Origin of the sequence: Neobacillus vireti, from assembly GCF_001026695.1 — a bacterium.
GTDB classification, from domain to species: Bacteria; Bacillota; Bacilli; order Bacillales; family Cytobacillaceae; genus Neobacillus; species Neobacillus vireti.
In genome coordinates this window covers 15868-38597 of the sequence record NZ_LDNB01000015.1, presented here as the reverse complement: position 1 = coordinate 38597, position 22730 = coordinate 15868, and the positions used below count along the sequence as shown (strand labels likewise).

Genomic DNA, 22730 nt, shown 5'->3' with positions numbered 1-22730 from the left:
AAAATTGAAAAAACCTGTTGACTTTAAATTGCTAGGGTAATATAATAAATCTTGTCGCTGATACTTAAACATGTCCCAGTAGCTCAGCCGGATAGAGCATACGCCTTCTAAGCGTACGGTCGGGAGTTCGAATCTCTCCTGGGACGCCATACTACATACCAAAAAAGCGGTGTAAACCGCGTTGCAAAGCCTTTTAGTTCAAACGGATGAATCGGTCAATGATCGGTCTACCGACGAATTAGGAGGCTATTTTTTATGTCCAAGAAAAAAGCATCATTACATGTTCAAACCGATCTGTCGAATCTGTTCAGCAATCCGCCATCCCAAAAGAATACGGATGGCTATCCGATTGAAAAAGCTCTGGCTGCAATCCTACGTCAGATGAATGCGGCTGGAATGCGTAAAAGAACCATCAGCGACTATCAGCTGCATGTCGAACACTTTGCGAAGATTACAGGAGCAACTGTCATCGAAGAATTGACGACTGACCACATTTACAGATGGCTTTCATCGATGGACGTCAGCAATTCAACGAAGTTAATCCGTCTGAAGTGTTTAAAAGCATTTTTGTCCCGTTGTTTTAAAAATGGCTGGATCACGACTAATTTTTGGGCTGACATAAAGATTAAAGTCGATCAGCCAGTCAAGGAAGGGGCAACAGACCGCGAAATAAATCTTCTGTTATCTTTATTGGATTTGACGAAGTTCGTCGAACTACGGGACGCTGCAGCGGTCCTGTTAATGTACCAGACAGGAGTCAGGATAGGGACTTTATCCCAATTGGAACAAAAGCACGTTGATTTGGAATCGAAACTGCTTCGAATTGATGGCGGAATCATAAAAAACCATGAAGCAATCTATCTACCTTTTGATGATGTTCTGGCGCGAATCCTGGCGGCACTCATGAAGCAAAATGACCTGATCCGTTCGGATTCCAAGATAAATAATGATTTACTATTCATAACTATAAACGGCAGCATGATAACAAATAGTCCAACGAATAATAACATCACGAAAAGACTGTGCAAATATTCCCGTGATTACAGTTTGAAGAATATTAATCCTCACGCCCTGCGACGTGGTTTTGCGAAGAATTTGCTTCACAAGGGGGCAGATGTTGCGTTAATATCAAAAGCGCTGGGACATTCAGATTTGGCGGTCACAACGCGTTACCTGCATTTGTCCAAGGATGAAGTCGTCGACAGTTTAAGAAAATACCTTTAATAAGAAAAATAAATTTAAACATAAAAAATAAATAATAAATTTAAAAATAAAAACGGAAACAGGACGCCAGATAGCGTCCTGTTTCATAGCTTATTATTTTAATTAATGCCTGCCGGAGGCTTTTTCAATCGCTTTTTTGACAAGGAACTAAATAATTTTAAGCTGTAACTCTCTGATTTTATCCTCGTTATTTTCATTCGAGTTGGGGTGATAAATAAATTCAAGCTGTTTTGCCAAGCTGACCACTTCATCACACTATATGAAGAGGCGGGATTGTCCTATGATAAACAGTTAAATCATCCTAGGTAATTTTGTCAAAATTCTGAACCGAAAAAGGTATACAATTGTTTTTTTTAGTAATAATAATGAATACAATTTGCAATTCCGGAGGTATTAAATGAGTTATCTAGCCAATTATGCTAAAAACAAATCAAAAAAAAGTGAAACTGTTACTTCTCGGGTTCCGACCGATGTATATCAGAATTTTAAAAAGCATTGTGATTCATTAGGTTTGACTATTTCGGAAGCCGTTCTATTATTAATAAAAAACGAACTAAACTAAATACATAATTAATATATAACTTACTACGAGCTATAAGGCTCGTTTTTTTTGTTTTACAAAATCATTTTATTCACCTATCAGCTGATTTTATATTTAATTATGTATACAAAAAAATCCATAAAAATACCAAATGTATATTAAAAAATACAATTGGACATAATTGGAATAAGGCACAAAAAACACTACGTTTTAGGAGGAAAATTGTTGAAACGTTATGATATTCATAAAATTTTTGAAGTAGATGATGATGCTGTGTTGACGCCGGAGGAAATTTCCGAAATGTTGGGATTTCACATAGAAAGTGTGCGGCGCTGGTGCAGGTCAGGGAAATTAGATTGTTATAGCTTTGGCGGAAAGTATGTAATTTTAGGTTCAGAATTTAAGGCTTTCATGGAACGATCAAGAAAAAAGGCAATGTAAATGGGGAAAAAATTGCAGGCAATCGCGTTTTTTAAAGCGAGAAAAATTGACTATTATTATGATTCAAAAAAAATGGTCATCGCTTTTCCTTGCCCTAGCTGCGATAACAAGACAGAAATGTCAGCGGTCACAACAGATTGGTCGTGTGATATTTGCGGAGAAAATGGAAATCTAGCAACATTAATTTCCATTCCTTTAAATATTGATTCTAATATCAATGGGGTCAAAATTTATAACCCTAAAAAGGAATGGAGCGATATTAAAAGAAAATTCACTAAATTATCCAAACGCCACGGAAATGACGTTGATACATTATTCGAAAGAGTTAGAAATTTAGTTAACCACTATGAAGAGAATAAATAATCTTGTATAATTGCAATGCGACATATACAACAAACACAACAAAATTAGATTGTAGGTGATTTTTTAATGATAGTAAAAGTTGCGCTAACCGTTCAAGAATTAGAAGCAAAAATCGGTTGCAAGCTTTATACAAAAAGAGAATTCGGTCGTTTGATAGGTGTTAGCAGTACAAAATTTGATCCGTTTTTTCTTGGGGGATTTTTAAAAAATTACTGTTACTACACTTTAAACGAGGATTATGTCGTTCCTGGTGTAAGTCGGAAACCACAATTTTTGTTCCCAGAAACAAGCATCGATTCTTATCGCATGTTTTTCGAGGAAAATGATCGCAGAATGTCCGCCTTGCGAAACAACAATGAACTGATTGATGATGTTCATTTGGGTCAATATTTAGGTTACAGCCTGAAAGAAATATTAGAGGAAATTGAAAGTGGTATTTGGGACGAATACATTGCAGACAAAGGTTTTGCTCATAAGGCAAAACGGACCATCTACTTCTTTCATAAAGATGCTTACAAAAATACTAAATATTGCAGCATCAAAAGACTTCATGAGTTTATTGAAGTAGGCGAGAATGTTCCTTATCTATATTATCGCCAGGGGAAATTAACTCAACCTGAGCATTTAATAGGTTCGAACAGATGGGATATTGAAATAGCAAGGCTTCAAATTGCTCAAATTAAAGAAAACAATTTTATGGAAGGCAGAGAAAAACAAAAAAAATTGGACAATTTTACTTTGTTGAGCGCAGCACAACAGCAACTAATCAATTTATATTTAAAGAAACGTCAAAAAGGTAATGGTTTTCTCTGGGAATCGAAAACATATTACGATCGAGTAGTGGGTAAAAGAGAGAAAGATCGTAAAAGAATCAAAGAAGAATTATCCAAATACTTGATTAAAATGATTGCTGCAAAAAAAATAGAAGGGGAGGAAAATTATTCGATTTTTCCTTCACAGGACGAATCAGTTGATAGGTTTTTTACCGACATGACCGAAGATGAAATTGCGGGATTAGAACGCAAAGCAGCTAAGGTTGATTTGTTCGGTATTACTAAAGACGATATTGAAAAGATGTTGGAAGGATACAACCCCATAAGCGAATGGAATGTTGCAAGTTATATTAAACCATTTTTGTTTTTTCTATTGTCAGAATGGGAATCGAAGTTTCCTATGTGGGAAATCCATCTGGATCAAGAATATCGTTTAAAATATTATTTAACCCGTAAAAATCTTTTTGAAGCAACAACTGTTTTATTGAGCAGAGAACCAAAAACGCCAAAAGAAAAAAAGCGCGGAAAGGCGTTCTTGGTAAGAAAAGAAATTCTTCAAGTTTATTTTGCCATTAGAGCAACAGGTAAAAGAAGACATCCGAGCAAAATGTATCAAAGAAACGCTCTTATGTGGATGATCGGTAGTTTTTGCGCAATTAGACCTATGGAGATAGACGGTCTTCGTATCGAACATTTTGAATTAGACGAAAATGGTTTTGTCAAAAAAATTAATTCCGACGGTTATGGTATCTTAAGGGTTCCGGCTGAAATCAGTAAAGGAACTTATTCAAGATCCCACGATTACGGAACTTTGGTTGTTCCTAATTTGGTAAATTTAATAAATGATTACTTGATAGGTGAAATTTACACACGTCAAAAAACACGTGGGGTAGGGTATTTATTTAGGGGTTTTCGTACTTTGTCAAACCCGGAAATGAAATTGAATCATCCGATAAGCTGGATAAAAAAAGACAAAGACATTTTCAAATTTTTAAGCAAAGAAATGTGGGAGTCATTCCAATTTAAATCATCACGTCATACCTTAAACAACCTGTTTGATAAAACGGGTCTCCGTTCTGCTAGATTAAACGCTGCCAAAAAAAGAGCAGCTCAAATTCAAATGCGTCATGATGTTGAGAAAACATCCGGGAATATTGGTGATGTTTATTATAGTGACGACATTACTATTCGCGATTATATTTCATGCTTAGATGAAGTTCTTAATTTTCCATGGGATCTTGACGATCTTGAAATTTGGGAAAAAGCCAAGGGTTATGATTCGTTTGAAAACGATATGTATTTGAGCAACCCTTATGAACTCAGTAATGATACGACATCCGCTTTCGAGCAGGCACCTGAAAAAACATTTGTTAAAAATGATATTAAAAATATCAATAAACAAATTATTGATAAGGTAATGGCAACAAAATCAAGTCAAAACGATGACCAAGAAAAAAAGAAACAGCGATTAGATATATTGGAAAAGGAATACGCTCAATATCTGCGTAATTCCGCCAAAAAGCTGAAAGTGACAACAGATGAAAGGCAAAACAAGCTAAAAGAGCTTAGGGAAGAAATTGCCTTAATTAAAGCTGAGGTTGCTTCTTAATACAGCGCCAGAGATTTTGGACATTTTAATTGGGGGTAAGCCTGATTTAATTCATGGTTTACCTCATATTTTTATATTTTGCTGCGTAATACTATTATTATCGTTAAAAAAACAGTCAGGGGAAATGAAAATGACATACGATGAATATGTAAAAAAAGCAAAATCAATCGGGACAATGGGAGAGTTACCTGAATATTATCATACTATTGATGACCAGCAGCTATTAACCCCTAATGAAATCAGTGGGATTGTCGGAGTGCACGAAGAAACAGTTAGAAGATGGATAAGGAGCGGAAAACTACCCGCAAAAGGTTTTGCACATTACACAATTATTGGGATTGAATTAAAGAGATTTCTTTTCCAAAAAGATAAAAAAAAATTACCCGTTTGATTTAAATAAAAAACCTGCACGGCAATAATTGCTGTGCAGGTTTTTCGTTGCCAAAAAATAGGCGAACACTACAAACACAATTTTCACAATAAACCCAACAAGTTATGTGTGGGAAAGCGCTATTTTTGTTTTGTGACTAGTTGTGTTTATTGTCAAAAGTGTGTTTGTGGTATTTGTGGTCTTTTGTGATAAACAGGTGTTACGAATATATAAATAATTAAAGAGGGCTAAAATGAACTTTGAAATTTTTAATCAAAAGTTAAACGAATTAAAATTGAAGGGACTTGTCATCCCAAGTTATTATTTTACCATTGATGACAAAACAATATACACTCCAAAGACTATTGCTGAACTATTCCATAAATCACCTAAGGTAGTTCGCGAGTGGTTTAATAAGGGGCTAAAAAAACAAGGTCGTTTACCAAGCATGGATCCATCCCGGCACAAAGTTACCGGCTACGAATTAAAAAAATGGATGTACAAAAAAGATATCGAAAAATTGGCAGACGATGATAAATTCCAAAATCAATTTTAATACAAAAAAGCCATCGTTTTACTTACGATGGTTTTTTTGTGAAAATCGACATGTCCACACGGCTGAACTGCAAATAGGATGGCAACGGAGACCCTAAATGATTTTCACACATACGATGGAGTATAATGTACACACAGAACAACTACACATATGTTGGTATTTATGTACCCTATTAAATCCATACATATGTGCATGGTAAGCAAGTATAACGCTTCGTACGGCATATTGCCCTCTATTACCATATGGACAAGAGTAACGAAATTCTTAACTACCGAAAATACATAAGCACATACACACATTTGGTGGTATTGTATTACGGGGATACTAACGTACAAGTGTGTGTGCGTCTAGTATGACAAATTACACTTACATACTGTACGGATAAGGTAACGGTTTATATACCAATGTAGTGTACATATATCAAGCCGTACATGGTGCAGTATAAAGCCCCTCTGAATAATTCACACATACATGTGGAACATTAAGTATAACTAATATACGGTGATTATCCCTTACATATTGCCGGAAAGGAAGGCAGCCAGAAAATGAAAATTGATTTGGAGGAGTTTGCTAAAAGGAAGAAAAAACTTAAGCGGAAGGATGCCCGCATTGAATTTAGGCTAGACCCTGACCTTCACACTTGGTTCAAAAATTATGTAGAAGGATTGGGTTTAACTATTACTGAGGCTCTCACTTTTTATATGGAGCAACTTCGACAGTCAGCCTCTGAGGAAATAATTGAAGAACAAAAAAATGGAGGCACCGTATCAAATGAATGTGTACAGCAACCGCATGATGAAACCGAAACATCATTAAAGCAAAAACAAATTGATGGTTCTGGGCAAAAGGAAAATAAAACGGCTAACGCAATTGAAGAGCCTTCAGAAATAATAAAAAAAGAAAAGAAAGCTAGATCCAACCTTAATGCTTTTAAAATTGGTAATATTGCCCCTTGCCCATTGTGTCGTGAGTGGACAAATTATTCTAAATTTGTTGACCACCTCCGAAAATATCACGGGATCGAAAAAACAAAAGAAATTCTTAAATCTGATGAAAACCTCAAAATTATGTTCAAAATGTACCTTGTTAAAAAGGAAGAAATAGCACAGGGAAAATAGAATCTGTTAGCTTTTTCTATGAGCTGAGGATTACGGCAGTGATTTTATTTTTAGGAAAATGGGAAAACTAGGAATATGAAAATTATGATTAATCGAATCCGACCATTCGAAGATACGTATCAAGTCTACGGAATGCTATCTGCTTTTGATTTTTTGGTTTCATGGTTTGCTAAAACCAACGACCGCTTTCAAATACAAACGGAGGATGACGTATTTTTACTGGATTTAGTAGGGAAAAACCAGTTCTACACGGAAATGGAAATGAAAAAAGCCGTTCAACAGGAGATCCACCTTCATTTTAAGAATGCGCCCGGTCTGTAAAACTGCATCGTCTTCCATATATAACAGGATTAGCAGACGCCCAGTAAAGGGCGTTTTTTATTTTTAGTAAACAGCTAAATTTTTTCGTTATCATCAAGAACGTCAGTTTGCGTATAATAATATCGAGGAGATGACCGAGATGAAAATACGCGACCGCGGAAAAATTAAATGGCAGCCAGCATCATTTATGCCGGAAGGATTTGCCCTGACACGCGAGATGTTTAAGGTCAGCAGCGGTTGGCAAAGCCGTTGATTGACGACCTGCGCATTGCTTATGCATTGGAGTATCATTTGGCGGTAAATCTATCCGTCTGGGATGACGGCTTTACGGAGCAAATAACGGGTAATGTACATTACGTCGACCCGTTAACGAAGCAGTTGTGTGTGGAAGTTAAGCCGGGTGAATTTGAGCGGCTGGCATTCGATAAAATCGTCGGCGTAACTGTTGTCGATTAATAATAAAAGGTATCACTCTAAGAGCGCCAGTTGATGACGCTTTTAAGTTATCCAATCTCTCGTGATTAATTAAGGTAAATATGGAAATAACTGATGAAAAAATATGCTGGAGGGATAGCGATGGAAGTTAGAAAATATGAGGTATTGGCTTTTCTCGACACTTTAACTTTTCAACAAAAAAAGCAAGGATACGAAGGAATCTTGGCTCAGTATTTAATTGAATTCCAGAAAGGGATTATTCCCGGAGATGAAAGCATGGAATATGAGAAAGTTCTTCATAACATCTCTGATTTTATGAGGAGGAATTTAGAGGGCTTTGATGATGAGTGGTTTTGGGACGATGTTTTTGACAATGCACCAAATATTGACTTGATATTCGATTGGTTTTTGGATGGATTACCGATAGAGAATCCCAAATTTAAATTTTTTGAAGATATGAAGAAACGTTGGGACCTAGATGAAGGGGACCAGTTGGGCGCTATTTAATGGCGTCTTTTTTATACCCATTGATTTCTCCTGAACATTAGCTGCTTCAACGCAATTGTCTTAGGCAAAAAAGCGCCTAAGGATATTTCAAAATGTCCCTCTCAACTAGGAGTAGGGCTTTTTTGTTGTGAATCCCTAAAGCCGGATTCCCCGATGTTTAACTGGCTGGCTCTTCAATTTTAAATCTTTTATCCGATATCCCCAAGAATTGATATTTTTATTTTCATTAATTATCACCCATTAGTATTTTTCCCTCCTTGAGGAGAAACTATTGGAGAAGGAGGTGGACAAATGAAAAAATGGTTAATTGCTTTTTCCTTTCTATTCTTTTTGTATGTTGGACCATCGCTTCATGCGCATGCGTTAACATTTGATCACTTACCAACTAAACAAACAAGTGACCAGTGGTCAGTACAGGTTGGAAAAGCAATGGAATCTGAAAATTCCGTTATATCCGAAAAAGGCAAATTTCACACATATTCATTAAAGGTTGATAACCTTGGAGATGAAATAGCTTCAGTCAAAATTAATATGTATCGAAATGAGCCTGATTCGAAAACAAAATATTCTCTTTTTGGATGTCCCGATGGGCAAGCAAACAAAATAGCCATGAGCAAGCAATAGCTTTAGCAAAACAATTAAATGAAAAGACGCCATATGTATTTCAAAATTTCCTTTTAGCAGAAAAGGCAACAGAATTAGAAGTTGAAATTGTTTGGACCCAAAAAGAAAACCCAGGCAGACCGTTAAAAGAAACATTTTTATTTACCGGAAATTAGGTATAAAAAAGAGATTGGAAATCCAATCTCTTTAATCATATTGTTTTGGAATGTCTTGCTTAAAACTAACTGATTTTACTTCATAACGACTTCCATTCCAGCCGTAAGTAAATTTCAAATAGCCAATACCTCCTCCAATAGTGATTAAAACAGGAGCCTCTGCAATAAGTTTATGATTCAAAACAGTATAATCGGTTTCATCAAGATCAATATATACTTTCGTTGAAGATGGTTTGGCGGTTGTATAATGAAAAGGTTTGACGTTTACTTTATAAGTTTTTTGCTTTGTCTTAATGGTTACAATGTTACCTTCTTTTTTCATCCTCACAAGTCTTTTAACAGCGTCATTAACCGGTTCTACAGGAACTTCCTTATAAACTGAATAAGGTTCCAATACTTGGTTTAAGATGTGAATTGGATCTTGGAAATTATCTAATACAATTATGACATCTGTTAATTTATTGCCATCCAAATCATCCCGGAATAGATAAGTATCATATTTTCCACTTTCCCATTTAGGAAAGTGATAAAGATCCTCTCCTTTGTCACCTACCTGGACCGTAAAATTACGAAAAGTCATCCAATCAATTTTATCCGCCATCAAATAAACATTATTATACCACCTATCGGTATGAAGGCTATTTACAACCACGCGCTCAGCAGCGTAGGCATTTTCAAAAGACATTGCAAAAAACATCATAAGATAAAAGATTAAAATGGACATACTTTTGATCAAAGAACTTCCACCTCCTTACTTATTATTCCCTTTAATTGAAAAAATAAATAAAGCTCTGCAACCTGCGCTTAGCCTTCATTTTATTGTTTAATGATGTGTTGCCAATTTGGAGGAAGTTCATGTGTTTCAAGATGTTCATATTTCTTTAGTTTGACTTTACCAGGAACCGGAGGGGCTATTTCAAATATTAACCTGTCTTTTCCAACGGATATGTGAGGTCCTACGACCGGTGTAGTTTCCAATATGATTAAAAAGCGAAAGGTGCGAAATACACCAACTCTTTTTACATCAACAATATCAACCATGTACGAATAAACTGTCGGTGATTCAGTTAAATATTTTGAGTAATAATCGCTAACCGCTTTTTCTATTTCATCATTTAACAAAACCATTAGGATATCATTGATTATTAATGGTTCCGAATCCTTGGGAGGTTCTACATTTTCATATTTCCATCCAGCCAGGATCCAGTCGAATAGGGCTACTGATTTCAATCGGGTGCTTTTGTTATTTTGGGTGTAGATTACTTCTTCATTTGCTAATGTGCAGATATTTGTTTGGTTTTTTTTGGAACAATTATATGCCGGTCTTATTACTACGACCTCTCCATTTTTCATATTTAATTTCAAAACGACTGGACTTTTGATTTTGTTATTGGCAGTATCTTCTACAGGTATCGCTTCGTTAATCCAATTACCAACTTTTCTAACTACGGGCTCTTCATATCCATCATTTTCTCTAAATATGCGTGATCCTCCAGATAAACGCTGTACTTCAATGAATAAAACATCTTCTGTTTTTAATTGAACGGCAGCCTTTACTGAATATTCTAGGGAAAATAATTCAACAAACAACAGAGCTAATATGGCAAGTGTTTTCAAGTTGCATCATCACCTCCAATTGTTGCTAAGTATTATTATTCCCTTTATGTATCATCTCTAATTTAGAATTTTTTGATAAAAATTTGCCACTTTGGGGACTTTATGTATATAAAGAAAATATAAGAAGATACTAATTTGCTTATTTCGTCACTTATTTTAATGGACATTAAAATTATCATAAAAATTAAATCTAGTAATCAAAGGAGTAAATTCGATGAATACATTTGAAGCTTTGGAATGGCTAAAAAATAATAAAAATCCATCCGCGTTGGCTACTGACCGGTTTGGCGAAACCGCTGATGCCAAGGAGCATAAAAAAGTCGCCGTATCTAAACAAATACGACGACATCCAATCTATAATTCTTTTTTAATAAACTGATTTAATTCAAATAAAATTTCCATTAAATCGTTTGTTGGTTTAGCATTGGAAATGTTGAACTCATTTTTTAAGTTATGGATGTTTTTCCATCCTTTTTGGAACGGATAAGGTTTCTTTTTGTATCTCCACGATATTCGACCATAAGTGTCACCGTCTGCATTAATCACATCTATATCCTTTGAAAACCAATAATCTTGTTTTCCAAGAATACCAAAAATTATTTCTTGGTCATAATACAAAATCTCAAAATCTCGGAAATAATGCTTTGATTGAGCTTCATATTGCAATTGATTTATCAAACTTTTATACAATCTGTTAATTTCTGGAAGATTAATGATTATTCACCTCTGAGATAGTTAGAAAATTACTCTCAACTATATCTTTTAAGCGATAATCAAACAATCCTTCTAGCAACAAACTTTACGAAAACAGCGAAAAAATAAAGGTAATCTTTAGGATAAAACAAAACGAAGAAAGCTATACCTTTTATTTAACGGAAAAAGAAGGCGCAACTTATGAAACTTTGCCTGATTATCTCTTCGATTATTGTATTGATGAAGCTAATCGATTTATTGACTTTAGTATGCCCAAATGGCACTGACCATCCTTCGAACTTATTACAACTTCTGTTTTGCTTGTAAATCAAACCGTGTTATAGAAACCGCTGCCCAACGGATAGGAATTGCAAAAAAGAAATTCAATATAAATGACATCATCTATATGCAGTAATTCGATTGTAAATATAAAGGTTTTCTTCTAATTTTAAAGAAAGAGTAGATAGAGGACCAATGAAATATAGAGGTGTGTATATGAATCTGACGCAAAATTTAATGTATTTAATTCCATTTCTTGTAACTATTGCAATGGGTTTTTTACTTAAGAGTAAATGGTCTGTTAAAGGTAGCGAAAAATATGAGCAATTTTGGAAAGGGTATGCAACTTCAGCTACTCTTTTAACGTTTTTTGCTTTTATGTTCTGGGTTTTGCCAAGTTTATTAAGAAGATAGATAAATTTAAAAGCAGAGGATTTTACATCTCTATGCTTTTTCTATTGCTAAATTATTGTCAAAAGATATGCGAATTGCTTTGAAAATTCAGTTGCAAATTTATGTTTTTAAAAGGCATTGGATATCGTTTTCCAATGCCTTTTTTGTTTTACAAAATCTTCGTATTGTGAACTACTTACTATCAGTAATAACACCTTGATCAATTAATTTTTTATACTTTTCATTAAGCAAATTCCATATATCGCTATATCCATTTTTCGTTGCTGTACGTACTTCATCCACTGTCACAACATCTAATTTTATTAACAATGTAAAAGCTGCTGATAATACTTCTTCTGTAGTTATTTCTCTGTACTTCATATCCCTTTCAGAAACGTCCTTCATCTTTTTTAATGCTTCATCATTTCTATCACATGCTTCATTTGCGAGTTTTCGTATTTCTTCCATTTTACTCTCGATTCTATGATGAAAGTCTTTCTCTTCTTGTTTCCACTTATTTCGTAATTCTTCTAATTTTGTCATTTTTAATCACCTCTAGTTCTTCTTTCCACATCTTCTTTTTAATTGTTCGATTTCTTCTTGTTGCTCCTCAACTGTTCGAATCAGTTCTTCAGCTAGTGAAATTAAATAATTACCATCATTTGTAGAAATATAAGTTTGTGCTGTAATGCCTAATTTTATTTCTTCTAATTTGTCTTTAAATATCTGTAATTCTTCCATTTCCCAAATCCTTCCTTGTATCTAAATATGTTTACTTATTTCCAAACCAACCCTTATTTCCTATAAGCCATACTAAGTAAAGACTTATTGCTACAATTAGCACATTCATCTGATTTCCCTTGTTTACGAGAAGTTCTTACCATTTTTTCTATTTTATCTTTTGTATCCAACCTTTTTATCTTTACTTACAATTCAATATTAGTTCATTTTTGAATTTAATGGTAAAAAACATTAAATTTTTTTGGCGAAGCTTTATGCCGGGTAAACTAGCGAAGAACTCCGTCGAGGAACGCCTAACACCCTAACAAAAAGGAAATTGGAATAAATCAAGCCAAAAATTTCCGTAATAATAAAAAAAAGTTGTGAAAAGTAGAGAGAATTCTATTAAAAAGTATGGGGGTAGATCTATGAAAAATATTTTATTAAGAAATGGTTTGAAAATGAAATTCTGAAAAGAAAAATAGAGGAAAGGAGTGGAAATTGGATGAGATTGTTCCCACCCAAAGAAAAAAATCAAATAAAGATTGAAAACAATAATGAATATAACTATATCTTAGAGTGGTCAAAAAGAAACTCTATAATCAATGATTTAAAGTCCCTTTACGACTTTATCTTTCGTAAATACAGCGAAGAAGAACTAAATAAGTTTGGAGAGGAACCATTAAAAGTAGCTTGGAATTCATTGTCGGATGTCGAACAAAATATTTTAACTTGCGAATTATCAGAAGTTTACAGAAATCGAATAAAATAACTTTTTCCATCACAAAATCCGAACACTTATGTAACTATTACTGTTCAGTTACATTTTTTTATGCACTTCTTCTAAACATCTTTGAAGTGGGAACTCCTGCTCAACGATTAGGTTTAAGGGAAAAGTTTTTTCTTTAAAAGATATAATCTATATGAGATAAAAATTATTCTACAAAAAAAGACCTGAATTCTTTCAGGTCTTATAAAATTTTGATATACAATACAAAAAAACGCCCAAAATGTATTTTGGAAAAATCAGCTCAAGATACTATAATGATCTACCAGTCGAAATCTACGTAAATGGCAAATATATGGAGGTGAAACTTATATGAACAAATTTTGGAAACTGCTTATTGGATTGTTTTTCGTCTTTTCTTTAACAGGATGTTTTGGGGAGAGTTATGATTTTAACCCACCCTCTGTTAAACTTTCAAGCAATAGTAATATTGAGTCAGAAGAATTAGCACAAGCAAATATTGTTTGGCGTGGAGAAGGCAATAAAATTAAAAAGGAACTAAAAATAAAAGACATTTTTTCATTGGCAAAACACCAACAACAAATGAACTTTATTGCAGGGGAAAAAGTTGATTTACTTTTTGAACATACAGATTTTGCTCCTAAAGGGTTAAGTGTTTCGGTTTGGCAAAATGATAAAAAATTTGATTTGGAGGTAAACGACATTTCCTTCTATTTGCCAAAAGATAAGGGTGAGTATGTAATTGAGGTAAATCTTCATACTGATAGAGGGGATGCTCAATATGTTGGGAATATTAACATTGGTGAGTAATAAAGGAAAGCAGGGTGAAATCTTTATGAATTGCCATGCTTTTTCTTTTGCCATTTTAAGTGTTATATTTTGCATCTCAAAAGAGAACCCGTTATTCAACAAACGGGGGCGATTGCTGAACAGCGGCATCGCTTCTTGTGCTAAAGGGGGAAGGATCTTGAGAGGAGTTCTCTCTGTGTCACTATGGGTGATTATGAATAAAACAGTCAATTCTTAATTGGGTTAATAGCAGGAAATTTCCCCCTTTGTTCCGAATTAATTAATTATTATCTCTCATATATATCAATAACGCATTTTTTTACGAGGAATTGAAAGGGGGGATGTTATGAACAGGTTATTTGGACTTTTAATAATTAGTTTATCATTGCTTACAGCCTCAATTGTCTTGCAAGTTGCTTGGCTAATTTTAATTGTTTTAATCTTGGGTATTTTATTGTTAATTCCTAATAGTAAGAACCGAAACAATGAAAATGAATTTGTGCCAGACGAAGAAATAGAGGCAGAAATACTGAATTCGAATCATAAAAATAAATGAAATTGAGGGATGTGCCGTTCCGGTGAAGTCAATGCATTTTTTTAAGCATTAAACAAACGTGGCAGCATTCCTATGATAAGTTTATGAACAAATGTACTTAAGCTAACGGGGGCTTTAGTTGAAAATCGCGCTGCCATTTAGGCGGCGTTTTCTTGTTTAACGAACTGATCATTTTGTTAAAGATTATTTGAAATAATTTGGATTATTTTACTAATAGGGCAAAAAAATAATAATTCGAATAATAATTGCGATGTACGAAAAACGACCGTTTAATCGTTATATTTCCAGAAATCCAAAACGGGTCATTTTTTTGATAAAATAGAGGTAAAATTTGTAAGTAAAAGGGTCCGGAAAATAAAATGTCGGGAAAATTTCCGTTTGACCCTTTTTCTTACAAGAATTGGAGGGAAATAATGAAGCTGGGTTACGCTCGCGTGTCGACTGATGATCAGGACATGTTGATGCAAATGGAAGCACTTAAGGCTGCCGATGTTGAAGAAAAAAATATTTATAAAGAGCATGTTTCGGGAATGAAAAAAGACAGACCGGAATTAAAACGTTTGCTTGATTATGCCCGCGAGGGCGATGGAATCGTAGTGTTTAAGCTTGACCGCATCAGCCGCAGCTTAAAGCATCTGGAGGAACTTGCCGGTCATCTTGAAGAACGAGGGATAGAATTCATTTCACTTCGTGAAAGAATCGATACAACGACCGCCCAGGGAAAACTCTTCTTCCGGATGATGGGGGCATTTGCTGAGTTTGAACGTGACATTATTTCTGAACGAACAAAAGAGCAATTAGCTGCCAAAAAGAAAAATGGCATTAAGCTCGGTCGACCAAAAGTTGATACCGAAAAACTCGAAATGGCGTTAGCGCTTCATGAATCAAAGCGCTATTCCGTTAAAGAAATAACTGAAAAAGTTGGAATTAGTAGAACTACCTTTTATGAGTATTTAAAAAAATCGTCCTAAGACTAGGGCGATTTTTTAGATTAGAAAAAGCACTAAATTATAATGAAATGCAAAAAAATATATTTTTTGCAGGAAATTTCATAAGTATTTCCCTTTCCTACTAAATAATTTTAACCAAATTTTATCATTCAAATTTCTCGCTTTGAAAAATTACCCAATCCAAAATATTAAGAAAAGTTAATAAAGGGTAATGGTAATATGTGTTAAAATTGGAATGTAGATAATATAAGGAAGGATGGTCGTTGGGAACTTTTAAATGGATTATTTTATTTTGATGGATCTCTTTCGGTGTTTCAATCATTTCAATGATATATGGCTTATTTAAACGGTTGTGCATTACTCTATAATTTACCAAATTATTGTAAAGTTAATTTTAGGGGGAAATAAAATGAAAAAAATACTCGCGCTTTTATTAATTACAATACTGGCTTTAACAGCATGTACAGAAACTACAAAAAATGAAGTTGAAAAAAATAAGATTACTAACAATAATTATAAATTTATCGGAGAAAGTGAACATTGGAAAGCTGAATATATTTACAAAGGTACGGAAACATGGGGAGATGAAAACGGAACAACGACTTACAATAACAAAGACAGTTATGAATTTGTATTAAAATACAAAGGTTCTTTAGAAGAGTTATCTTCCATGCAAGAACTACACTATTCCTACAAAACAAATTTCAGTAGTGGGGATTCAAATGCGGAATTTACTGAACCTCCTAAAGAACGAGTATTTACTTCCGGAGGGGGTTCCGAAGGTGGGGCAAATGTTAAAGAAGATGAAGTTATACACGTGAATGTGAAATGGGACCAATTTGAAGAATCATTTGAATTGCATAATAAAAGGAAGTAGCTTTGTTGAACTAACGTGGCAGGATAGTTCAATAAGCATTACCATGGTATTTGTGTTATTTTTAACAAATACTGTATAATTTAAAATGAGAATATTTAACTTTGAGTATTTCTAAAGAATTATTGGGGAGGGAAAAGTTTGTTATATTTAGCCTTATTTATTGGTATCGTTTCAATTGTAATTACAACTAAGCTTACTCAAGCTTTTAAATTATCAAGCATTTGGGGGTTGCTAGGTCAAATTTGTGCGTCACTTGTAATAATAATGGGCGGCAAACTCGAGGTTAGTCATATTAATCTAGGTAATTACATCGAATTAGGATATTTGACGATTCCACTTACTTTAGTATTGCTTGTAGGTTTTACAAATGTGATGAATATGGAAACAGTGCAAAATCCTTCAATATTGCTGTTGCCATGCGTTTCTTTAGTTTGTTTCTCAATATTTGCTTTCTTCACTGGCGATTCATTTGTTTTAATAACGGGAATTTGTGCCAGTTTAACGATTATGTTTATTCTGCTATACGGCTATTTTTCAGGTAAAATATTTGTAGGAAGAACGCTTACTACGTCAATAGGTTTCATAATAGCGGTGCTTTCAATATCCCTTCTTAAAATATCTATTGTAACAATTTATATTCCGATATTTACTTTAGTACTACCATTCACTTTATATTATTTAATTCAAGATAAAATTACGAGTGTACAATCAATTACAGTTACCTCTTTAATAGCTATTTTATTTGGTGTATTAATGTTTATAATTCCTTCTAATATATTATGGTATCTCGTTGTTGGGTTGACGATTATTTTGGTTATCACGCAATTTTCACGTAAATATCGCTTTATTTAGAAACTAAAGTTCTTCTTCAACGAGGGCAAGAGTTGAACAACGGAAGCTGCTTCGGCAGCTTTTTTTGCTTGTTTCACTAAAGTGGCAGGTTAGTGCAAGAAGGAATTTAACCATTCAATAAAGAAATCAATAGATTATGCCATTATAGGAGGATTTAAATGTCCAATTTTATAAATCTAAGGGACTTTAAAAAATGGATATTAAAGAAGGAGTTAGAGCGAGAGACTATTGAAGGGTTTTGGGAGAATTTTAATAGTTGGAAGAAAGAGTGCCCTGAAGAATATGAAGAAAAATTTAAGGAAGGCTTTAAACCTGAGAAACTTTCCATTTATATTAATACAGTTTCTTTTACAATTACAAACTATCCAGATGAGGACTTTAATCACGTAGTTATAAAACTCAATTATGAGTACGATGATTCAGTGATAGGCGAATATAGAATGGTTTTTGATTATGGAACAGGTGAAATATTTGATGATATATTTAGTGTGTATTAATTCTGCACCTTTCTTAAGCTAACGGGGCAGGTTTGCTTAAGAAGGGGAATAAAAAACAAACAGAGAATTATTAATTATATAAAGATACAAGGACTGAGCTACTTACATTAAACTGTCAATAACGGCGGTCTTTATCTTATTGAGATAAAATTTGATGGGAGGAAGGGATTTTATTGAAAATAAAAACAAAGGAAATTGAACGTCTGCTATTGATGCTTTTGGATAAGTTGAATGAAAAAGGTATTAATGAAATTAATACTGAAACCGACAACTATTGGCTGGTTGACTGGGATGATATAGAGGATTTTAACAGTGATTCTCTTGAACTCGGAGTAGGTTCTTTTTATGATGATTGGAATCATTTACAAAAGTTACTCTCAGGTGAATATGAACTAAATGTACTGGATTTACAAAGACTTTCTACTCTTTTGAACATTTTAGGTAAAACCATATACCAATCGGAAGATGTTTTATAAAGAACAAGCCTTCTTGTTTCACTAACGGGTGCGTAACCGATGATGATCGCTGCCGCGGTAATTTTTCTTGTTGAACTAATGGGGCAGGTTAGTTTAAAAAACTCTTTAACTGGAGGTGTGGTTGGTGGAGGAATATGGCACTTTATTTATCCTGTGTATCTTTTTTATTGTATGGACACCAATTTATTATTTTAGGCACATCCGTAAAAGGGGAATAAAATTTCATAAATCCTTTGATTCTATAGTAGCTGCCTGCATTTTCTTGTTTTTCATTGGTTCTTTCACCTATCTTCTTCAGGATATAACAAGTGTTTTAAAACAACGCACAATGGTTTATAAAGGAAGATGCGAAGTTGAAGAATACAATACAGCTAAAAACTCAGGTATAGCAGTCTTATTTGAGGACAAATATATTAACTTTAACCGTTTTAAAGGTGAAGTTAAAGATGGGCAATATGATTGCCGAGTTGAGTATTACCCCAAAACTGAAATTGGGTACTCCTTAGAGCTGTACGAATCTAATAACGGAAGTTTAGTAAAAGAAATTAAAAACTAGGATGCGTAAAAAGGGTTATTCCTGAACCCTTCTAAAGCTATCGGGGCAGCATTCCTGTAATAAATCTAAGTTTGTGAAAGAGTGTACTTAAACTATAGGGGGCTTTATTTAAACAAGAATAAATAATAAATACACAAAAAACACTGTACTAGTTTCGGTGTTTTTTGTGTGAGATTTAACTTGTTATTTGCCCATCTATTTTTCGTTTTGTACTTCAAAACAGAACCCGTTAGCCGTTAGGCGCTTTTTACTTTAAATATTCTGGCTCAATCCGTTTCACCATAACAGCCATTTCATCGAGCAGTGCAACAAGATTCGTTAAGTCGGGCACCATCATTTCTTTATTGTACAGATCATCGCCGATTACCATGCTCAGGATTCCCAGCACCTTTGCTTTAATTGATGCTACTTTTTCTTTTCGTTCAAAATCAATCATAATTTCGCCTTCTTTGTTGTTCGTTTTTCAACATTTTTCCTACCGTAAATAAAATTATTCCCGAGTGAACAAATTGCCGGTGGGGCATTTTATTACAAAAGGAGGATGAAAAATGAAGTTAAGGCTTATGGTTGTTGGTACTGAAACAGGGACAATAGGTTTGCCCATATTCATTCCGAGCGGAATGATAACAATATCTGCTGTATTTGATACAAATTGGAGATTGTTGGATGTTTATACTCATCCAAATGAAATAAACCGATTACATTTAAATGATGATGAAACCAGACTATGTTATAAGCAAATAGATAATTATATTGACTATTTAAAGTCCTTCGTCCGAAAGAATCGTATGAGGTTTCTAACGCGTACGGCTTATGATGAAGATGATTTTATCATGAAAGATTCGTACGATATCACGGATGAAGAGTTAATATATTCGGAGTAATTATTTGGGGCAAAATCGTAACGGGTTTACTTTTGAGGTACAAAATGAAAAAACACAGTATAAATAACAAACACATTCTCACATTTCTCATTATAAATCACGCATCAATTCACAAGAAAAGAGCTTTGGATTCCCAAGCTCTTTTTATTCTGATTATGTAATTTCTCTATTTAAGAAAATCCTGTTTAGTCCGATTGTTTATTCGCTTTGTTCCGCATAATTGTCAGTGACTTTTACATTATTTTCTTTCAGTTTGGCTAATATTAGATTTTCATACGCCTTAAATTCTGCTCTGATAGGTACGGTTATTACTTTTTTATCTTCTGTTATAAATTGATACTCATCTAATTGGATGGCATTTGTCGATTCATTTTTTGAATAAACTATTTTCACTTCCTGAAGTTTTGACCATTCATTCGTTTTTTCATTGAGTGTGTTTAATGAATTGTAATGGACCCCTTTTTCATCGAAATAGTAATAATTCGTTATGCCTCCCATCAAAACGGGGACGCTTAATAAAATAAGCAACAATGTCACCCATTTCATTTTCTTGAACTCATATTTGTTTTGAATGATTAAATGCAATGTCAACACTATCGGAATCCAAAGCATACCGATTAAACAGGCAACGTAGGCTGAAGGAGGTGATATGAAAAACCATTGCGAGCGGCGGTCGTGATAAAGAGTATCTTGTACCAGACCAAGCAATAAAAACGGCGTAAAGAAGCTGCTTAAAAACAATATAATTGTCGAAATCAGAAGAGCAGGTCCTCTTTCAGTATGTCCTTTTTCAGTTTTAGTAAATAAGTTGCTCATTTTATCCTCTCCTTTAATTGTTATTTACTTTTTTATAAATAATCTCTGTATTGATAAAGCATTCCAGCAAAGGTAACAATGGTATAAAACAGCGATGTAATAAAAACCAGATTTGGCGAAAATTCAAATTTTTGATGTTCCATCTTGATACCAGTCGTTGATTGGACCAACATATCCGTATTTTTGGTTGTTATTCCTCCCTTAGAGGTAAAAAACCATATGACTATGGAGACAGCTAAACCTACAAAAAATGAATAATCAAAAAATTTCGATTGGATATAAAGCGATAATCCAAAACTTAAACCTATTAATACTAATAATGTAATAACAATTATTACTAATTTTTTAAACATTATTAACTTCCCCCTTTGCTTTTTCTGTATATTTAAATAATAACATAATAAATAGTTTGGGTTTCCAAAAATAGAAAAAATTGAAAATTTATCGCTCCACTATGATTTGGAGATATATTTCATTTTTCCTCAAAAAAAATCACTCCTGTTGTCTAAAGGAGTGATTTCATTTAAAATACAAAATGTCATTTAGTGTAAATTGTTTGTCTGAAGGTGCGTACCTTTAGAATTGACTACTACGGGAATCAAAAGTATATAATATAGTAGAAACTAAATAACGGTCAGTTGACCGGCAAACGACCGATTCATCGAGCGGACTTAAGCGCGGTATGACAGGATTTTTCGGCATTCGCCAAAAACACACGTCCGGGAGTTCGAATCTCTCCTGGGACGCCATACTACATACCAAAATCATTTAACTCACTTTTATAGTGAGTTTTTTTTATGTTCCATTTATGCTAAACTATTTTTCAACGACAAGCCAAAGGGCGGATTTTTATGAAAAAACGGGAACGAGCCAAAAGAATTGATAATGTTATCTTCTTCCCAGGAATTGAAAAGAGATTAACGGATAAAGGTTTAGAGAGTCTGCATAATAAAAAATTCAACGAAGCGATCACTCTTTTGGAAGAAGCAAAAGTGCTGGATCCTGATAATGATGACATTTTAGTCGGACTTGTCCTTGCCTATTTTGAAGCAGGTTCTTTTAAAAAGGCGAAAAAACTTGCGAATGAAATGCTGTTAAAAGGTATTGGCGACTATTTACAATTGGTGGACTTATATTTGACAATCCTCATTCAACTGCATGAATACCAGGAAATCGTCGAAACAATTGAGGCTTTATTAGAAGAAAAAGAGATTCCGCCGGAGAAAATTGATCATTTTATAACTATCCTGCAATTTAGCAAGAGGATGGCAGAGAATCATCTTCAAGGTGATAGTGAAGATGATCCGGAAGAAAGTAATCACAATAAGCTAAATCTGTTTGAAAACAACAATCTAAACCAACAAATGCTCCTTATTTCAGGTTTGGCGGAGAAAAATATCCGCCCCTATGTCGCGGAAATTGCCGATTATTTAAAAGCTGACAATGGCCATCCCTTTCTCAAAACGATTCTGTTAACTCTATTAAAAGAGCAGGAAATTGATAAAGAATTAGTGGTCAGGAAATTCTCGCTAGAGGAAAACGTAATTCCTGCAAATCTGCCTGAGGTAAGGGGACAGCCCAGGATGGAAGAAGTAAAGGTGTTACTAGAAAGTGGCTTGGAAAGTAATAATCCAGTTCTTTTTGAAAATACCATTGGAATGGTAGAGCGGATTTTTTTTATGAGTTATCCTTTCACGCTTGAACCGGATAGCCCCGCTGCATGGGCTGGAGCCATTCAATTACTAGCCGAAGAATATCTAGGCTTAGATCCGAAAATAGGAGATATTGCGAGGGAATACGCTGTTCACCCGAAAGAAATCGGGCAGGCGATTGTAAAAATAGAGGAAATTGAGAAAATTTCTTATCCTAATATATAGGCTTTGCTGTTGAAAGAAAACAAACCTATGATATAATGTAGGGGTTGCATTGTGTAAAAAATATATTTTACATTTAAAAAATGGAAAAATGGCTTGATGAGCAAGACATTTTT

34 protein-coding genes and 1 tRNA gene are annotated in these 22730 nt (G+C 34.0%); 27 read left to right on the top strand and 8 right to left on the bottom strand.

Annotated elements, in window-relative coordinates; genetic code table 11:
• Positions 1–72: 72 nt before the first annotated feature.
• The 12 genes from AA980_RS19410 (at position 73) to AA980_RS19355 (ending at position 8882) form a co-directional block, all read left to right on the top strand.
• A tRNA-Arg gene (locus AA980_RS19410) sits at positions 73–149 on the top strand.
• A 106-nt stretch (positions 150–255) separates the two neighbouring features.
• Positions 256–1224 carry a tyrosine-type recombinase/integrase gene (locus tag AA980_RS19405; RefSeq protein WP_024029230.1) on the top strand — a complete coding sequence of 323 codons (969 nt, stop codon included), beginning with the start codon at positions 256–258 and terminating at the stop codon, positions 1222–1224.
• A 766-nt stretch (positions 1225–1990) separates the two neighbouring features.
• Positions 1991–2206 (top strand): helix-turn-helix domain-containing protein, encoded by a 216-nt coding sequence (locus AA980_RS19400; RefSeq protein ID WP_024029231.1) that lies wholly within the window; start codon positions 1991–1993, stop codon positions 2204–2206.
• Positions 2207–2569 (top strand): hypothetical protein, encoded by a 363-nt coding sequence (locus AA980_RS19395; RefSeq protein WP_024029232.1) that lies wholly within the window; start codon positions 2207–2209, stop codon positions 2567–2569.
• 66 nt (positions 2570–2635) lie between these two features.
• Complete coding sequence (locus AA980_RS19390) at positions 2636–4951, top strand: hypothetical protein (RefSeq protein WP_024029233.1); 2316 nt, start codon at positions 2636–2638, stop codon at positions 4949–4951.
• A gap of 130 nt (positions 4952–5081) precedes the next feature.
• The gene (locus AA980_RS27325) at positions 5082–5342 is read left to right on the top strand and encodes a helix-turn-helix domain-containing protein (protein WP_024029234.1); all 261 of its coding nucleotides are present in this window, start codon (positions 5082–5084) and stop codon (positions 5340–5342) included.
• 232 nt (positions 5343–5574) lie between these two features.
• Entirely contained in the window at positions 5575–5877 is a 303-nt protein-coding gene (locus tag AA980_RS19380; RefSeq protein WP_024029235.1) for a hypothetical protein, read from the top strand.
• A 545-nt stretch (positions 5878–6422) separates the two neighbouring features.
• On the top strand, positions 6423–6995 hold the full coding sequence (locus AA980_RS19375; protein WP_024029357.1) for a hypothetical protein: 573 nt from the start codon (positions 6423–6425) through the stop codon (positions 6993–6995).
• Between the two features lie 84 nt (positions 6996–7079).
• On the top strand, positions 7080–7316 hold the full coding sequence (locus AA980_RS19370) for a hypothetical protein (RefSeq protein ID WP_152681185.1): 237 nt from the start codon (positions 7080–7082) through the stop codon (positions 7314–7316).
• A 291-nt stretch (positions 7317–7607) separates the two neighbouring features.
• The gene (locus AA980_RS19365; protein WP_235815166.1) at positions 7608–7772 is read left to right on the top strand and encodes a YolD-like family protein; all 165 of its coding nucleotides are present in this window, start codon (positions 7608–7610) and stop codon (positions 7770–7772) included.
• A gap of 120 nt (positions 7773–7892) precedes the next feature.
• The gene (locus AA980_RS19360; protein WP_024029360.1) at positions 7893–8258 is read left to right on the top strand and encodes a hypothetical protein; all 366 of its coding nucleotides are present in this window, start codon (positions 7893–7895) and stop codon (positions 8256–8258) included.
• Positions 8259–8549: 291 nt separating this feature from the next.
• Positions 8550–8882, top strand: a complete 333-nt coding sequence (locus AA980_RS19355) for a hypothetical protein (RefSeq protein ID WP_235815167.1) — start codon at positions 8550–8552, stop codon at positions 8880–8882.
• Between the two features lie 186 nt (positions 8883–9068).
• Here AA980_RS19355 and AA980_RS19350 read toward each other — a convergent pair whose 3' ends face one another.
• Together AA980_RS19350 and AA980_RS25890 are read right to left on the bottom strand one after the other, a co-directional pair.
• Positions 9069–9773: a hypothetical protein gene (locus AA980_RS19350; protein ID WP_024029361.1), complete on the bottom strand. Its 705-nt coding sequence runs from the start codon at positions 9771–9773 to the stop codon at positions 9069–9071.
• Positions 9774–9853: 80 nt separating this feature from the next.
• On the bottom strand, positions 9854–10654 hold the full coding sequence (locus AA980_RS25890; protein WP_024029362.1) for a DUF3888 domain-containing protein: 801 nt from the start codon (positions 10652–10654) through the stop codon (positions 9854–9856).
• 214 nt (positions 10655–10868) lie between these two features.
• On the opposite strand from AA980_RS25890, the gene AA980_RS27320 reads away from it, so the two are divergent.
• Positions 10869–11033: a hypothetical protein gene (locus AA980_RS27320; RefSeq protein WP_156351197.1), complete on the top strand. Its 165-nt coding sequence runs from the start codon at positions 10869–10871 to the stop codon at positions 11031–11033.
• Here the strand turns inward: AA980_RS27320 and AA980_RS19340 are convergent.
• The gene (locus tag AA980_RS19340; protein ID WP_024029363.1) at positions 11009–11332 is read right to left on the bottom strand and encodes a hypothetical protein; all 324 of its coding nucleotides are present in this window, start codon (positions 11330–11332) and stop codon (positions 11009–11011) included. The genes AA980_RS27320 and AA980_RS19340 overlap by 25 nt on opposite strands.
• Before the next feature lie 510 nt (positions 11333–11842).
• On the opposite strand from AA980_RS19340, the gene AA980_RS19335 reads away from it, so the two are divergent.
• Complete coding sequence (locus AA980_RS19335; protein WP_024029364.1) at positions 11843–12040, top strand: hypothetical protein; 198 nt, start codon at positions 11843–11845, stop codon at positions 12038–12040.
• A 171-nt stretch (positions 12041–12211) separates the two neighbouring features.
• Here AA980_RS19335 and AA980_RS19330 read toward each other — a convergent pair whose 3' ends face one another.
• Both AA980_RS19330 and AA980_RS19325 read right to left on the bottom strand, forming a co-directional pair.
• Positions 12212–12562 (bottom strand): hypothetical protein, encoded by a 351-nt coding sequence (locus AA980_RS19330; protein WP_024029365.1) that lies wholly within the window; start codon positions 12560–12562, stop codon positions 12212–12214.
• 12 nt (positions 12563–12574) lie between these two features.
• Positions 12575–12760 carry a hypothetical protein gene (locus tag AA980_RS19325; protein WP_024029366.1) on the bottom strand — a complete coding sequence of 62 codons (186 nt, stop codon included), beginning with the start codon at positions 12758–12760 and terminating at the stop codon, positions 12575–12577.
• An 87-nt stretch (positions 12761–12847) separates the two neighbouring features.
• On the opposite strand from AA980_RS19325, the gene AA980_RS28295 reads away from it, so the two are divergent.
• From AA980_RS28295 to AA980_RS19270, 11 genes are all read left to right on the top strand, one after another.
• On the top strand, positions 12848–12973 hold the full coding sequence (locus AA980_RS28295; protein WP_407937472.1) for a hypothetical protein: 126 nt from the start codon (positions 12848–12850) through the stop codon (positions 12971–12973).
• 271 nt (positions 12974–13244) lie between these two features.
• Positions 13245–13511, top strand: coding sequence for a hypothetical protein (locus AA980_RS19320; RefSeq protein ID WP_024029367.1), 267 nt, complete (start codon positions 13245–13247; stop codon positions 13509–13511).
• Between the two features lie 327 nt (positions 13512–13838).
• Positions 13839–14297 (top strand): hypothetical protein, encoded by a 459-nt coding sequence (locus AA980_RS19315; protein ID WP_024029368.1) that lies wholly within the window; start codon positions 13839–13841, stop codon positions 14295–14297.
• Positions 14269–14514, top strand: a complete 246-nt coding sequence (locus AA980_RS27425) for a hypothetical protein (protein WP_024029369.1) — start codon at positions 14269–14271, stop codon at positions 14512–14514. The genes AA980_RS19315 and AA980_RS27425 overlap by 29 nt, the downstream gene beginning before the upstream one ends.
• 108 nt (positions 14515–14622) lie before the next feature.
• Positions 14623–14832: a hypothetical protein gene (locus AA980_RS19305; protein WP_024029370.1), complete on the top strand. Its 210-nt coding sequence runs from the start codon at positions 14623–14625 to the stop codon at positions 14830–14832.
• A 413-nt stretch (positions 14833–15245) separates the two neighbouring features.
• On the top strand, positions 15246–15803 hold the full coding sequence (locus tag AA980_RS19300; protein WP_024029371.1) for a recombinase family protein: 558 nt from the start codon (positions 15246–15248) through the stop codon (positions 15801–15803).
• Positions 15804–16191: 388 nt separating this feature from the next.
• Entirely contained in the window at positions 16192–16659 is a 468-nt protein-coding gene (locus tag AA980_RS19290) for a hypothetical protein (protein ID WP_024029373.1), read from the top strand.
• A gap of 138 nt (positions 16660–16797) precedes the next feature.
• Positions 16798–17511, top strand: coding sequence for an MraY family glycosyltransferase (locus AA980_RS19285; protein WP_024029374.1), 714 nt, complete (start codon positions 16798–16800; stop codon positions 17509–17511).
• A 158-nt stretch (positions 17512–17669) separates the two neighbouring features.
• On the top strand, positions 17670–18008 hold the full coding sequence (locus tag AA980_RS19280) for a hypothetical protein (protein ID WP_024029375.1): 339 nt from the start codon (positions 17670–17672) through the stop codon (positions 18006–18008).
• Between the two features lie 173 nt (positions 18009–18181).
• Positions 18182–18484 carry a hypothetical protein gene (locus AA980_RS19275; RefSeq protein WP_024029376.1) on the top strand — a complete coding sequence of 101 codons (303 nt, stop codon included), beginning with the start codon at positions 18182–18184 and terminating at the stop codon, positions 18482–18484.
• A gap of 124 nt (positions 18485–18608) precedes the next feature.
• Positions 18609–19040 carry a hypothetical protein gene (locus AA980_RS19270; protein ID WP_024029377.1) on the top strand — a complete coding sequence of 144 codons (432 nt, stop codon included), beginning with the start codon at positions 18609–18611 and terminating at the stop codon, positions 19038–19040.
• Positions 19041–19287: 247 nt separating this feature from the next.
• Here AA980_RS19270 and AA980_RS19265 read toward each other — a convergent pair whose 3' ends face one another.
• The gene (locus AA980_RS19265; RefSeq protein ID WP_024029378.1) at positions 19288–19476 is read right to left on the bottom strand and encodes a hypothetical protein; all 189 of its coding nucleotides are present in this window, start codon (positions 19474–19476) and stop codon (positions 19288–19290) included.
• 112 nt (positions 19477–19588) lie between these two features.
• On the opposite strand from AA980_RS19265, the gene AA980_RS19260 reads away from it, so the two are divergent.
• Positions 19589–19924 (top strand): hypothetical protein, encoded by a 336-nt coding sequence (locus AA980_RS19260; protein ID WP_024029379.1) that lies wholly within the window; start codon positions 19589–19591, stop codon positions 19922–19924.
• A 198-nt stretch (positions 19925–20122) separates the two neighbouring features.
• Here AA980_RS19260 and AA980_RS19255 read toward each other — a convergent pair whose 3' ends face one another.
• Both AA980_RS19255 and AA980_RS19250 read right to left on the bottom strand, forming a co-directional pair.
• On the bottom strand, positions 20123–20740 hold the full coding sequence (locus tag AA980_RS19255) for a hypothetical protein (RefSeq protein ID WP_024029380.1): 618 nt from the start codon (positions 20738–20740) through the stop codon (positions 20123–20125).
• Positions 20741–20772: 32 nt separating this feature from the next.
• Positions 20773–21093, bottom strand: a complete 321-nt coding sequence (locus AA980_RS19250) for a hypothetical protein (RefSeq protein ID WP_024029381.1) — start codon at positions 21091–21093, stop codon at positions 20773–20775.
• Between the two features lie 498 nt (positions 21094–21591).
• Here AA980_RS19250 and AA980_RS19245 point away from each other — a divergent pair, with 498 nt between their 5' ends.
• Positions 21592–22617, top strand: a complete 1026-nt coding sequence (locus tag AA980_RS19245) for a tetratricopeptide repeat protein (protein ID WP_024029382.1) — start codon at positions 21592–21594, stop codon at positions 22615–22617.
• Positions 22618–22730 lie beyond the last annotated feature (113 nt).